This is a genomic window from Micromonospora sp. NPDC049282 (assembly GCF_043197045.1).
In the GTDB taxonomy this organism is placed as follows: domain Bacteria; phylum Actinomycetota; class Actinomycetes; order Mycobacteriales; family Micromonosporaceae; genus Micromonospora.
In genome coordinates, this window is sequence record NZ_JBICSL010000019.1 from 103,408 (window position 1) to 115,071 (window position 11,664).

Consider the following 11,664-nt stretch of genomic DNA (forward strand, 5'->3'; position numbering starts at 1 on the left):
CGTCCGTGAGATGGTGGACGCCCCCGTCGCGATGGCCTGCGGACGCACCGAAGCGGCGTCCCCACTGGTCGGCTCGTTTGGTCCCGCGGGTTCCGCCTCTTCCGACCGACTTCCCCGCCGACGGCCGTCGAGCGCCCGCGCAGAAGATCTTTTCTTTACGGCCGGGTTTCACCATCCAAGACGGCGCAGCAGAGTGGCGGTGACCGGACGAAGCAGGCGTATATGCTCCCGCCATGGATCGTCCCGTGAACGTGGGTATGCTCGGTTGCGGCAACGTCGGAGCGGCTTTCGCCGAATTTCTCCTGGGTCGGGCTCCCGATATCTGGGAAATCAGCGGCATCGATCTGATACTCAAGCGCATCGCCGTACGGGACGCGGGGAAGAAGCGCTCGGGCCTGCTGGCCCCGCTCATCACCGACGACGTGCGGGCGATCACCGACGCCGACGACATCGACGTGGTGGTCGAGGTGATGAGCGGCATCGAGCCCGCCCGCACGTACGTGCTCGCCGCGCTCCGCGCCGGCAAGCCGGTCGTCACCGCCAACAAGGAACTGATCGCCAAGCACGGCCCGGAGCTGTACTCCGCGGCCGACGCCAGCGGCGTCGACCTCTTCTTCGAGACTGCCGCCGTGGCGTCCGTGCCGATCCTGCGCGTACTCCGGGAATCGTTCCTCGGCGAGGACATCACCAGCGTCCTCGGCATTGTCAACGGCACCTCCAACTACATGCTGACGCGCATGTCCGAAGAAGGGCTCGGCTACGCCGAGGCCCTGCGCCAGGCACAGGAGGAGGGCTACGCCGAGCCCGATCCCACGAACGACGTGACGGGCGCGGACTCCGCGTCGAAGCTGGCCATCCTCGCCTCGCTCGCCTTCAAACGCGCGATCGCCGTCGACGACGTCGAGCGCGAGGGGATCGACAAGCTCGATCGCGACGACTTCGACATCGCGGCGCGTTTCGGATACGTGATCAAATCGATCGCCAAGGCCGAGGTCTTCGGGGCGGCCGGCTCCGGCGAGCGCGAAATCGGCGTCCAGGTCTTTCCCGCCCTGGTGGACAAGAACCATCCCCTCGCCAACGTGCGCCACACGTACAACGCGGTGTTCCTCAAGGGCGGCGCGGCCGGCGACCAGATGTTCTACGGTCACGGCGCGGGGCGGTTGCCCTCCGCGTCGGCTCTGCTCGGCGACCTCGTCACCGCGGCGGACCACCTGCGACGCGGCACCCACCGGAGGGTGCCGCTCGGCAGCTCCGCGGTGCTGCGACCGACTGAACGACTGGCGCACCCCCACTACCTCAAGTTGGAGGTCACCGACGCGCCGGGCGTCCTGTCCGAGGTGTCGGGGGTGTTGGGCCGCCACCAGGTGTCGATCCGCTCCATCACCCAGGAGGACCGTGCCTCGAAGGCGCGCGTCGTCTTCATCACGCACCGGGCCGAGGAAGGCGCGATGCGGCAGGCCGTGGCGGAACTGTGCGGCCTCGACAGCGTCCTCGGCGTCGGCGGCATTCTCCGCATCGTGGAGGCTTGAGCTGTGCCCCGCTCGGGAAGTGGGGCACGGCGACCAGGCCGTCGGCCATGACGACGTTGAGCGCCTTGGCGACGGGCTCGATCAGGCCGCTCTCCTTGCGCACGGTGGCGCCGATCCGCCCCTCCAGACCATCGCCACTGCTGGAGAACGTGCCGATCACCTGGGTCTTGCCGCTCGCGGCGGCGTGGTAGGCACCCGCCGGGCCGGGGCCGAGGTAGGCGTCGACCGTACGCCCGATGGCCAGGTCCAGATGCCGGTCGAGGCCGAAGGCGCGCAGCTTTGCCGCAGCCGACCGGCGGGTGTTGCCGGTGAGCACGGTCTGCCGGACATTGGGGCAGCCGGCGAGCGCGGTGAGCGCTCGGGCAGCACCCGGCATGGCCCGTCCCGCTGCGGTCAGCGCCTCCCCCAGCCGATCCAGTTCGTCGTCGACCGCGTCGAGCAGTCGCCGCACGAGGGCATCGGCTGGGTCCGGCCGGTGGCCGTCGAGGCCGGCGTCCACCGGCCGGCCCTGCTCAAGCGGCATTCCAACCTGAAGACCGAGTTCTACGCGCGGGTCCGCGCCGAACTCTCGCAGATCCCAGAAACCGAGAAACGGCTCGAGGACACCCTCGCCAGGCTCCAGAAGACGGTCGCGAATCAAGCGGCCGAGTTGGTCGAGTTGCGGCACCTGGTCACCAACCTGGCCCTCGCCAACGCCGTTCTCCGCGCAGCGCCTGAATCAAGGTATGCACTCGACGCGGCGGGATCGGATCACGCCGCCGACGACAGCGGCTCGGACGAGATCCCAGACAACGTCATCCGTTTCCCGCGTCCTGTCCGCTGAGCCGGCGAGGGCGGCTGGCGCGATCGGAGTGCTTGTGCGTACCCGAGCCGGGTTTGCCAGACAGTGCTTGGTGGCGACAATGATGTGGTGCGATGGCGCCGGCCGACGTGACGAGACGGCGACGCAGCGACGGTCACGCGATGGGTGGGGTAGACATGGACGGCCTGAAGGCGTCGCGGCAGTTGCTGAGCAATTCGCACGTTGCCGTCAACGCCGACACCGCCCACCTGGCTCTGTTCGACGCCGTCGGGCACGGCTCGGCCGGCGGCATGCGCGGCCTATGGCGGGCCACCCAGTAGGCAGCGTCGCATCACACCTTGCCCGCCCGGCGGACCCGGTCGGTCGCGAGTTGCCGGTGGGCGGCAGTCAAAGATCGTGCAGATGGGGCTGAAGGTGTTGGTGTTGCACTGAGCAGGCTCGCGTGTGGGGTTGCCTGGTCAGTCCCCGTTTCGGAGACGCGCTGTACTCGACGTCCGGCGGGGTCAGGCCGGATTGGGTAGGGGCTCTTGCGGCCAGTTGAGCATCTTGGCGCCGAGTACCGCCGCCTGCAGGGTGAAGCGGTGGGCGGGGTCGGCCGGGTCGTAGCCGGTCAAAGTCTTGACCCGGTCCAGGCGGTAGGTGACGGTGCGTACGGCCACATGAAGGCGTTTCGCCGATTCGGTGGCGACGCCACCCGTGGCGAAGTAGGCGTTCAGGGTGTCCAGCAGGGGGCTGGCGCCGAAGCGGGAGTGGGTCAGGGGGCTGAGTACGGCTTGGACGAGGTCCACGATGGCAGGCTGGTCGCGTAGCAGGACTCGGTAGATGAGCAGATCGTGGGCGTTGATGACGGGGGTGTCGGTGTGTAGCCGGCCGGCCATCGCGAGCGCCTCGCGGGCCTCCTCGTAGGAGCGGGCGATGCCGTACAGGCCCGGGTGGGGCCGGCCGACGGCGACCCGCCAGGGACGGCCTCGGCGCAGCCGGTTCAGCTCGCGATGCATGAGCCGGCCGATTTCGTTGCTGGGGTCGAGAGCGGACGGCGGCCGGCCGGCTGCTGCCGCGTCGGCCGGTGCCAGCACGACCAGTAGGCCGTCCTTGGTCGCGACGAGGACGTCGCGGTCGCCGAGTCGGTCGAAGATGACCGCCTCCAGGGCGCTGATCGCCGCGTCGGCGTCCGGTAGCCGTCGGCTCGGCGCGGCCAGGGCCACCTGGTGGACCCGGGCGAGGTCGAGACCGAACGGTTCGGCGCGTTCCACCAGGGTGCCGAGGTCGGAGTCACCGCGCAGCAGGTCGTCGACCAGCTCACGCCGCAAGGTTTCCTCCCGGCGGACCAGGTCTCGGCGGGCCACCGCGTAACCGTCAGCGAGTGTCGCGACCGCCTCGTCGATGACCTGCAGGACGGCGCTGGCGGCGGCGCGTACCGCTTTGTTGTCGCGGGAGCGCACGACCATTGGCAGGTCCTGCCAGAGCCGCCGAGCGGCGGAAAGGTACAACTGCACCACTCGGCCCGCGGAGATGCCCTGCTCGGCGGCGCGCCGGCCGAGCAGACCGACCGCGTCCAGCTCTCCACGTTTGGCTTGGCGTCCGTGGGTGGCCGCATCAGCGAGCAGCGACAGGTAGTCGCCGAGCAACTCCACCGGGACCCCGCCGGCGTCGCGGCTGGCCCCTTCGGCGACCTCGACCAGCCATGCGTCGTCCGGTCCGGCTGTGGCCGGCCGGCTCCCGCCGCGCCGCCGCGTACTGTCGATCATCTCTGCCTCGCCTTCCCCAACCGCCGTTGCCACGGCCACCCGTTGCGGTGCCCGGCGTAGGCAATCGCACCACCGCCCTCGACGCGGAGGACGGTTCAGCTGTCCTCCGCGTACGGATACCACCGGATCAGCGACCCGCGTCACCGCGCGAGGCACGACGGTTCGGGACACCGACCGGCAACGACACCCACGCGCCGCTGTCGCGCGGCCGATAAACGCCGGCCGAGGAAGCGGAGTCAGGCGGGAGGCGGGTGGCCGCCGACGAGCGAGGTGTCCACTCCCACTCGGCCGAGTTTGGCGGCACCGCCGGGTGAGTCCAGGGCCGTCGCTGCCCCGGGCAGCGGTTCGGTGAAGAACCGGGCGTTGTCGTCGGCGAATACCGACCACTGGGCGGGCAGGTCGTCCTCGTAGAAGATCGCCTCGACCGGGCAGACCGGCTCGCAGGCGCCGCAGTCCACGCACTCGTCCGGGTGGATGTACAGCGCCCGGTTCCCCTCGTAGATGCAGTCGACGGGGCATTCCTCGACGCAGGCCCGGTCGACGACGTCGATGCAGGGCTCCGCGATCACGTACGTCATGTCGGCCTCCCCTTCTTCGGCGGGTGTCCGCTCGCCTATTTTAGACTATCAGCATCATTTCTATTATGGTGGAAGGGTGAACGACGACCGAGCAGGTGAGCGCAGCCAGACGCACGGGGCGCTTGCCGTCGCGAGCCGGCTGCGGCTGCTGGACGCCTTGCGCGCCAGCGAGCGGCCGTTGGACGTGCGCGAACTCGCCGCGGCGTGCGGGTTGCACGTCACGACGATCCGGTTCCACCTGGATGTGCTCACCGACGCCGGTCTGGTGATCAGCCGGGCCGACCGGTCCGGCACGCGGGGGCGTCCCCGTCGGCTCTACCTGCCGGCCAGTCACGCCGCCGACGGTTCCTCCGGTTACCAGCTGCTGTCCGGGATCCTCGCCTCCCAGTGGGCCGCCGGGGACGGTGACCAACGCGCGCGGCGCGCCGAACGGGCCGGCTGGGACTGGGGCGGACAACGCAGACCCGGTCCGGCGGCCGCCGCGGCGACGCTGACCGAGGCCGCGGTGCACGTGAACGCGGTGTTCGCCGAGTTGGGCTTCGACCCAGACCTCGCCCGCGACGGTGACAACCTCCAGATCCGGCTGCATGCCTGCCCGTTTCGCGCGGTCGCCGCCACGCACCCGGATGTCGTCTGCTCGGTGCATCTTGGTCTGCTTCGGCGGACTCTCGCCGACGTCGACGCCCCACCCGCGGCCGTCAGCCTGCGACCGTTCGTCGAGCCGCATCTGTGCCTGGCCCAGATCTCTCCCGCGACAGCGCCGGTCGAAGGACTGCAGGCTCCGCCGTCGCCGGGTGTCGGGGGCAAGCCGTGACCGCGCGACCTGCTGCCGTGGTGATCATCGCCGTCCCGTTCGTCTGGCTGGGCATGGTCCTGGCGATCTCCTTCTTGGAGACCCCGTTGAAATTCCGCGCGCCCGGCATCACGGTGCCGCTCGGGCTCGGCATCGGCCGGCTGGTCTTTCGGGTACTCAACGCCGCGGAACTCGTTCTCGCCGCCACCTTGACGCTGACCGTGCTCACGAGCACGGCCGGCAGATCCAGCGTCGAAGGCGTCCCGACGACGATGCTGATCGCCCTCTGGACGCTGTTGGTCGTCCAGGTAGCGGTGGTGCGTCCCCGGCTGGACCGGCGTGCCCGACAACTCGTCCAAGGGCATGAGCCACCACGATCGCACCTGCACCTCGCCTACATCGCCGCCGAGTGCGCCAAAGTCCTGCTCCTGCCCACGTTCGGGATCGTGCTCGCGCTGCGACTGGTGCCCTGAGCCCGCCACCCGACGCCCGCAACGCGGTGAGAAAGGGTCCCACGCCATGACCGCAGAAACCCACCGACAGCCGCTGATCAGCGACGGACTGCCCAGCCAGCTTCACGATGTGGACCCCGCCGAGACTCAGGAATGGCGGGAGTCACTAGACGCGGTCGTGGAGCACGCCGGAGCCAACCGGGCCCGGTATCTGATGCTCAGCACGCTGCAACGAGCCCGCGAACAGCACGTCGGCGTGCCCAGCCTGCACAGCACCGACTACCTCAACACCATCCCGCCCGCTCTGGAACCGCCGTTTCCCGGCGACGAGGACATCGAGCGGCGCATTCGCGCCCACATCAGATGGAACGCCGCGATCATGGTGCACCGGGCGCAGCGGCCCGGGATCGGGGTCGGCGGACACATCTCCACCTACGCCTCGGCCGCATCGCTGTACGAAGTCGGTTTCAACCACTTCTTCCACGGCCGCGCCGCCGAGGGCGGCGGCGACCAGATCTACTTCCAGGGCCACGCCTCCCCGGGCATCTACGCGCGGGCCTTCCTCGAGGGCCGGCTGACCGAACACCAACTCGACGGGTTCCGCCAGGAACTGTCGCATCCCGGCGGTGGTCTGCCGTCCTACCCGCACCCGCGGCTGATGCGCAACTTCTGGCAGTTCCCGACCGTCTCGATGGGCCTCGGCGCGCTCAACGCCATCTACCAGGCCCGGTTCAACCGCTACCTGCACCACCGCGGCATCAAGGACACCAGCGCGCAGCGGGTGTGGGCGTTCCTCGGCGACGGCGAGATGGACGAGATCGAAGCGCTCGGGGCGATCGGCGTGGCCGCCCGTGAGGAGCTGGACAACCTCACCTTCGTCATCAACTGCAACCTTCAGCGCCTCGACGGTCCGGTCCGCGGCAACGGCAAGATCATCCAGGAGTTGGAGGCGTTCTTCCGCGGCGCCGGCTGGAACGTCATCAAGGTGGTCTGGGGCCGGCAGTGGGACCCGCTGCTCGCCGCCGACACCGACGGTGCGCTGGTCAACCTCATGAACGTCACCCCGGACGGCGACTACCAGACCTACAAGGCCGAATCTGGCGCGTTCGTGCGGGAAAACTTCTTCGGCCGCGACCCACGCACCGCCGCCCTGGTCGCGGACCTGTCGGACGAGCAGATCTGGGGGCTCAGCCGCGGCGGCCACGACTACCGCAAGCTGTACGCGGCGTACCGGGCCGCCGTGAACCACACCGGCCAGCCGACCGTCATCCTCGCCAAAACGATCAAGGGATGGACCCTCGGGTCGCATTTCGAGGGACGCAACGCCACCCACCAGATGAAGAAGCTCACCCTCGAGGACCTCAAGGGCTTCCGGGACCGCCTGCATCTGGACATCCCGGATTCAGCTCTCGACGAGACCCTGCCGCCCTACCAGCGGCTGCCCGAGCGGTCCCCGGAGCTGGAGTACCTGCACGAACGGCGTAGCGCCCTCGGCGGATACCTGCCGGCGCGGACCGTGCCGAGTCGGCCGCTCGCACTGCCGGCCACCGCGGCGTACGCGGTAGCCGCCCGCGGTTCCGGACGGCAGCAGGTCGCCACGACGATGGCGATTGTGCGGCTGCTCAAAGACCTGATGAAAGACCCGCACATCGGTCACCGGTTGGTGCCGATCATTCCGGACGAGGCCCGCACGTTCGGCTTGGACGCCCTGTTCCGGTCCAAGAAGATCTACTCCCCGCACGGACAGCACTATCTGTCGGTGGACCGGGAACTCATGCTCAGCTACCAGGAGGACACCACGGGCGTCCTGTTGCATGAAGGCATCACCGAAGCCGGCGCCACGGCGTCCTGGACCGCGGCCGGCACCTCGTATGCCACCCACGGCGAGCCGATGATCCCGCTCTACATCTTCTACTCCATGTTCGGGTTCCAACGCACCGGCGACGGCCTGTGGGCGGCCGCCGACCAGATGACCCGCGGCTTCCTGCTCGGCGCCACCGCCGGCCGGACCACGCTCAACGGTGAGGGCCTGCAACACGAGGACGGGCATTCGCTGCTGCTGGCCGCCACCAACCCGGCCTGTGTCGCCTACGATGCCGCCTTCGCGTTCGAACTCGGCCACATCACCCGCGACGGACTGCGCCGCATGTACGGCGAAACCCGCGACGGGGAAGACCCCGACGTCTTCTACTACCTCACCCTCTACAACGAACCCATCAGCCAACCCGCCGAGCCGGCCGACGTGGACGTCGACGGCATCCTGGCCGGCATGCACCGCTACCGCCCCGCCGGCGACGTTGACGGGCCGCGCGCGCAGATCCTCGCCTCCGGCATCGCGATGCAGTGGGCGCTGCAGGCGCAGCTCCTGCTGCGCGACGACTGGGGCGTCGCCGCCGACGTCTGGTCGGTGACCTCTTGGACCGAACTGCGTCGCGACGCCCTCGCCGCCGATGCCTGGAACCTCACCCACCCCGGCCAACCCCGCAGAATCCCGTACGTCACCGACCGCCTGACCGCGGCGCCCGGCCCGGTCATCGCCGTGTCCGACTGGATGCGGGCCGTCCCCGACCAGATCGCACCGTTCGTCCCCGGCCCGTGGTCCTCTCTGGGCACCGACGGTTTCGGGCACTCCGACACCCGCGGGGCACTGCGCCGCCACTTCCACGTCGACGCGCCCTCGATCGTGCTACGGGTACTCACCCAACTCGCCGACCGTGCGGAAATCGACGACTCCGCGCCGAACAAGGCAATCGCGCTGTACCGGCTGACCGAGATCGACGCCGCTTCCAGCGCTGTCGACACCGAACACTTCGCCGAGTAGAGAGGAGGGCGGCCCACCTGCAGTTCACCGGCGGGTTCACCAGGGCGCCTCGGTCGGCGGAGGTCTGCGTGTTCTGCGTGGCCCGCTCGGTGTCGCCTCGGTGTCCGGCGCCTGAGACGCTGCTCAAGAGCAACCGGTGGCGTTCAGGAGTGCCGCACTTGTGACAGCGCCATGCCGACCGGGATGCTGAGCGCCAGCACGAGCAGCAGCGTCCGGTAGGCAAGGTTGGTCAGCGGTGACATCCCGCCGGTGGCCGGGCGAGCAGCCGTACCAGCACCGGGGCGTGTGGCGCGGAACGCGATCGCCAACGCGATGACCAGCAGGGCCGAGCCGAGGTCGACCGCCACGGGTTGACCGGCCAGGGTTGCGCCGATCACCACGGCACTGCCCAGATTCCAGCAACCGACCTGCACCCAGCCGCCGCGTGCCCGCATCACGTCGGGGCGCCGGGACCGGGCCTGGCCCATGGCGCACTGTGCTACGCCACCGACCAGCACCAGATAGGCCGCGAGCCAGCTGCCGTGAGCCAGCTCGAGGGGTCCGGTGACCGCGGCGACCAGGCCACCGAGCACGACGGAACAGACGCCGGTCGCGGCCAGGACGGTTGCCGGGCTCGGATGTGCACCGCGCCGCGAGCCGGGCGGCGCCGTCGCGCTCCACTTCTGCGTCGGCGCCTCGTCCGGGTCGGCCGGTCCGGACGAGGCGGTCATCCTCGGGCGGCCGTGACAACGCTGAGCAACACCGCGGAATCCTCGATCGCGGCCAGATCGTGACGGGCCGGCGGGATGACCAGATAGTCACCGGTGGCCGCTTCCCAGGAGTCGTCGCCGGCACTCAGCCGGACCCGCCCCGCCAGCACCAGCAGCGTTGCCTCACCGGGGCTTTCGTGCTCGCCGAGCGCTCGGCCCGCCGCCAGGGCGAGCACAGTCTGGCGCAGCGCATGTGTCTGTTGGCCTTGGATGGTACGGGCACTACGGCCCGCCGACGAGGCACGAGCCGCGGCGATCTGCTCAACGGCCAGGGCGGTCAACGACAAGACATCCATCACGACGCTCCAATCGAGGTGAGGTGCGCTACGCACAGATCTGGTTGAACAAAGGGGTCGAGTCGCTCCACCGTGACGGGCGAGCCCCACGACTGCATCGCGCCCTGCATCAGGCCGAGGTGGACCGGACACACCACGTCGGACCGGCTGACCGCGAGCTCCAGGAACGGGCACTGCCGCAGGTCGATCTGTGGCCGATCGCTACCGGGGGCCCGCTCGGGCGCGAAACCCAACTCGTCGAGCATGTGCATCAGCCGCTCGACGGATTCACCGGGCTCGGGTGCTTCAGCCGGTTCGGTGGCGTCGGTGACGGGGGACGCCTGGTGACGTCCCCAGGAGCGACCGGCCTCCAAGGCTCGGCCGCTCGGATCAGGATCGGCGGCGATCGCCTCGGCCAGCACCTCGGCGAGCACCCGAAAGTGCCGCGTACCCATCGGGTCCATGCCCCGTACCGCTTGGAACAGCTGCGGTGGACGTCCCGGGCTGCCGGGGTCGGCAGTCGTGCGTTCGACCTGACCGTTGCTGACCAGGCTCTCGAGATGAAAACGCGCGGTGTTGACGTGGATGTCGAGCCGTTCGGCGATCTCCGCGACAGCCATCGGGCCGGCCGCGTCCCGCAGGAGCCGCAACACCTGTCCACGGCGTCGGGGCGCGGGCTGACCCGGCCGCGGCATCGTCATTGCATCCCCTCCACCTCTCCGGACGGCGGCGGCCCGGCCGCCAGTGTCGTATCCCTCCAGCGGGCCGCGCCTGCGGCACCCGGTGATCCCGGTGCACCGGTGCGATCGGGAAGCGGCGGCGAGAAGGACAGGTCGGGCATCAGGTGGCTCGGGAGGTCGCGCTCGTAGACGGGGTCCAACCGGGCGTTCGTCGGCGCGCAGGGTCCACCGCGTCCACGCGGCTGGGAGATCACGTGGGTCATGGCCTAGAGTTTACACAATATTGGATTGTAGAAACTATCGAGCAGGAGAACCGCGATGTCACCGAAGGCCGCAAGCGACCCCGACGTGCAGGAACTGGATGTGCGCGGGATGCGCAAGCTTGACAAACACCCCAGGATCTTCGCGACCTACGCCGCCCTGCCCGTCGGTGCAGCGTTCGTGCTGGTCAATGACCACGATCCGCAGCATCTGCATGAAGAGTTCGAGACCGATCACGCCGGCAGCTACCGCTGGGAGTACCTCAACCGCGAGATGCGCGACTGGCGCATCCAGATCACCAAACTTGCCGGCACCTCACTCCCACGCGTGCTGGCCGACACCACCACGTTCACCGCTGACACGACTGCCGCCGACGTCACCGGAGCGGTGTGGAAATTACAGACCCGCGAGCGCGACCTCGACGCCAACGTCATCGCGCTGCCGCCCGGGCAGGCAATCGACGCCCATACCGGACCCGACCTCGACGTTCTCGTCCACGTATTGGCCGGCAGCGGCCAACTGACCACCGAACTCGGCACGATCGAGCTCACACCCGGTGTCCTGCTCTGGATGCCGCGCCGCTCGCGTCGACAGTTCACCGCCGGCGTCGAGGGTCTGCGCTATCTGACGGTGCACCAGCGCCGGCAAGCTCTGCTACTGGACACCAGCAGAGCCAGAACACCCCAATGAGTACCAGCGGTGAATCCCTTCGCCGGCGCGGTCCGGCACGTGGTGCCGGACGGTCGCCTGTCCGAGCACCGTGTCGCTGCGGGGCGCACGGCCGGACGGAGACGGAGCGGTGTGCACCGAGGCGTCCCAACGGCAGGTCCGCAGACCTGGGCGGACGGGCCCGACCCAGGGCGACCCACAAGAACGAGCCCGGTGTCAACGCCGCCTCAAACGGGACCACCGTGGTCCGGCTGAAACTGGACCACCTCGGTTTGGTTGATCTTTAGTCGTTGGTCTTGGTGGCTGC

12 protein-coding genes are annotated in these 11,664 nt (G+C 69.4%); 7 read left to right on the top strand and 5 right to left on the bottom strand.

Annotated features, from left to right (window positions below; translation table 11 throughout):
- The first annotated feature begins 233 nt into the window (after window positions 1-233).
- The 3 genes from ACGFI2_RS25760 to ACGFI2_RS25770 all read left to right on the top strand — a co-directional run bounded on the left by ACGFI2_RS25760 (window position 234) and on the right by ACGFI2_RS25770 (window position 2,651).
- The gene (locus ACGFI2_RS25760; protein WP_393521537.1) at window positions 234-1,529 is read left to right on the top strand and encodes a homoserine dehydrogenase; all 1,296 of its coding nucleotides are present in this window, start codon (window positions 234-236) and stop codon (window positions 1,527-1,529) included.
- A gap of 19 nt (window positions 1,530-1,548) precedes the next feature.
- Window positions 1,549-2,352, top strand: coding sequence for a hypothetical protein (locus ACGFI2_RS25765; RefSeq protein ID WP_393521539.1), 804 nt, complete (start codon window positions 1,549-1,551; stop codon window positions 2,350-2,352).
- 140 nt (window positions 2,353-2,492) lie between these two features.
- The gene (locus ACGFI2_RS25770) at window positions 2,493-2,651 is read left to right on the top strand and encodes a hypothetical protein (RefSeq protein WP_393521541.1); all 159 of its coding nucleotides are present in this window, start codon (window positions 2,493-2,495) and stop codon (window positions 2,649-2,651) included.
- Between the two features lie 183 nt (window positions 2,652-2,834).
- On the opposite strand, the gene ACGFI2_RS25775 is transcribed toward ACGFI2_RS25770, so the two are convergent.
- Both ACGFI2_RS25775 and fdxA read right to left on the bottom strand, forming a co-directional pair.
- On the bottom strand, window positions 2,835-4,118 hold the full coding sequence (locus ACGFI2_RS25775; RefSeq protein ID WP_393521543.1) for a PucR family transcriptional regulator: 1,284 nt from the start codon (window positions 4,116-4,118) through the stop codon (window positions 2,835-2,837).
- Window positions 4,119-4,315: 197 nt separating this feature from the next.
- Complete coding sequence (gene fdxA / locus ACGFI2_RS25780) at window positions 4,316-4,657, bottom strand: ferredoxin (RefSeq protein ID WP_393521545.1); 342 nt, start codon at window positions 4,655-4,657, stop codon at window positions 4,316-4,318.
- 76 nt (window positions 4,658-4,733) lie between these two features.
- On the opposite strand from fdxA, the gene ACGFI2_RS25785 reads away from it, so the two are divergent.
- The 3 genes from ACGFI2_RS25785 to aceE are packed head-to-tail and all read left to right on the top strand — an operon-like array spanning window position 4,734 to window position 8,723.
- A complete protein-coding gene (locus ACGFI2_RS25785) occupies window positions 4,734-5,471 on the top strand; it encodes a helix-turn-helix transcriptional regulator (RefSeq protein WP_393521547.1) in 738 nt (245 codons plus the stop codon).
- A 17-nt stretch (window positions 5,472-5,488) separates the two neighbouring features.
- A complete protein-coding gene (locus tag ACGFI2_RS25790) occupies window positions 5,489-5,923 on the top strand; it encodes a hypothetical protein (RefSeq protein ID WP_393521549.1) in 435 nt (144 codons plus the stop codon).
- Window positions 5,924-5,969: 46 nt separating this feature from the next.
- The gene (gene aceE / locus ACGFI2_RS25795) at window positions 5,970-8,723 is read left to right on the top strand and encodes a pyruvate dehydrogenase (acetyl-transferring), homodimeric type (protein WP_393521551.1); all 2,754 of its coding nucleotides are present in this window, start codon (window positions 5,970-5,972) and stop codon (window positions 8,721-8,723) included.
- Window positions 8,724-8,866: 143 nt separating this feature from the next.
- On the opposite strand, the gene ACGFI2_RS25800 is transcribed toward aceE, so the two are convergent.
- From ACGFI2_RS25800 to ACGFI2_RS25810, 3 genes are read right to left on the bottom strand one after another with little or no spacing between them, the layout of a single operon-like run.
- Window positions 8,867-9,433, bottom strand: a complete 567-nt coding sequence (locus tag ACGFI2_RS25800) for a hypothetical protein (protein WP_393521553.1) — start codon at window positions 9,431-9,433, stop codon at window positions 8,867-8,869.
- On the bottom strand, window positions 9,430-9,768 hold the full coding sequence (locus ACGFI2_RS25805; RefSeq protein WP_393521555.1) for a cupin domain-containing protein: 339 nt from the start codon (window positions 9,766-9,768) through the stop codon (window positions 9,430-9,432). The genes ACGFI2_RS25800 and ACGFI2_RS25805 overlap by 4 nt, the downstream gene beginning before the upstream one ends.
- A complete protein-coding gene (locus ACGFI2_RS25810; RefSeq protein ID WP_393521557.1) occupies window positions 9,768-10,400 on the bottom strand; it encodes a helix-turn-helix transcriptional regulator in 633 nt (210 codons plus the stop codon). Before ACGFI2_RS25810 ends, ACGFI2_RS25805 begins: the two co-directional genes overlap by 1 nt.
- Before the next feature lie 345 nt (window positions 10,401-10,745).
- On the opposite strand from ACGFI2_RS25810, the gene ACGFI2_RS25815 reads away from it, so the two are divergent.
- Window positions 10,746-11,378: a DUF2249 domain-containing protein gene (locus ACGFI2_RS25815; RefSeq protein WP_393521559.1), complete on the top strand. Its 633-nt coding sequence runs from the start codon at window positions 10,746-10,748 to the stop codon at window positions 11,376-11,378.
- Window positions 11,379-11,664: the final 286 nt, after the last annotated feature.

Bases quoted from the DNA above. Each gene is read 5' to 3' on its own strand.
- ACGFI2_RS25805 (WP_393521555.1), bottom strand. From the start codon at position 9,768: ATGGATGTCTTGTCGTTGACCGCCCTGGCCGTTGAGCAGATCGCCGCG.
- ACGFI2_RS25800 (WP_393521553.1), bottom strand. From the start codon at position 9,433: ATGACCGCCTCGTCCGGACCGGCCGACCCGGACGAGGCGCCGACGCAG.
- ACGFI2_RS25760 (WP_393521537.1), top strand. From the start codon at position 234: ATGGATCGTCCCGTGAACGTGGGTATGCTCGGTTGCGGCAACGTCGGA.
- aceE (WP_393521551.1), top strand. From the start codon at position 5,970: ATGACCGCAGAAACCCACCGACAGCCGCTGATCAGCGACGGACTGCCC.
- ACGFI2_RS25770 (WP_393521541.1), top strand. From the start codon at position 2,493: ATGGGTGGGGTAGACATGGACGGCCTGAAGGCGTCGCGGCAGTTGCTG.
- fdxA (WP_393521545.1), bottom strand. From the start codon at position 4,657: ATGACGTACGTGATCGCGGAGCCCTGCATCGACGTCGTCGACCGGGCC.
- ACGFI2_RS25815 (WP_393521559.1), top strand. From the start codon at position 10,746: ATGTCACCGAAGGCCGCAAGCGACCCCGACGTGCAGGAACTGGATGTG.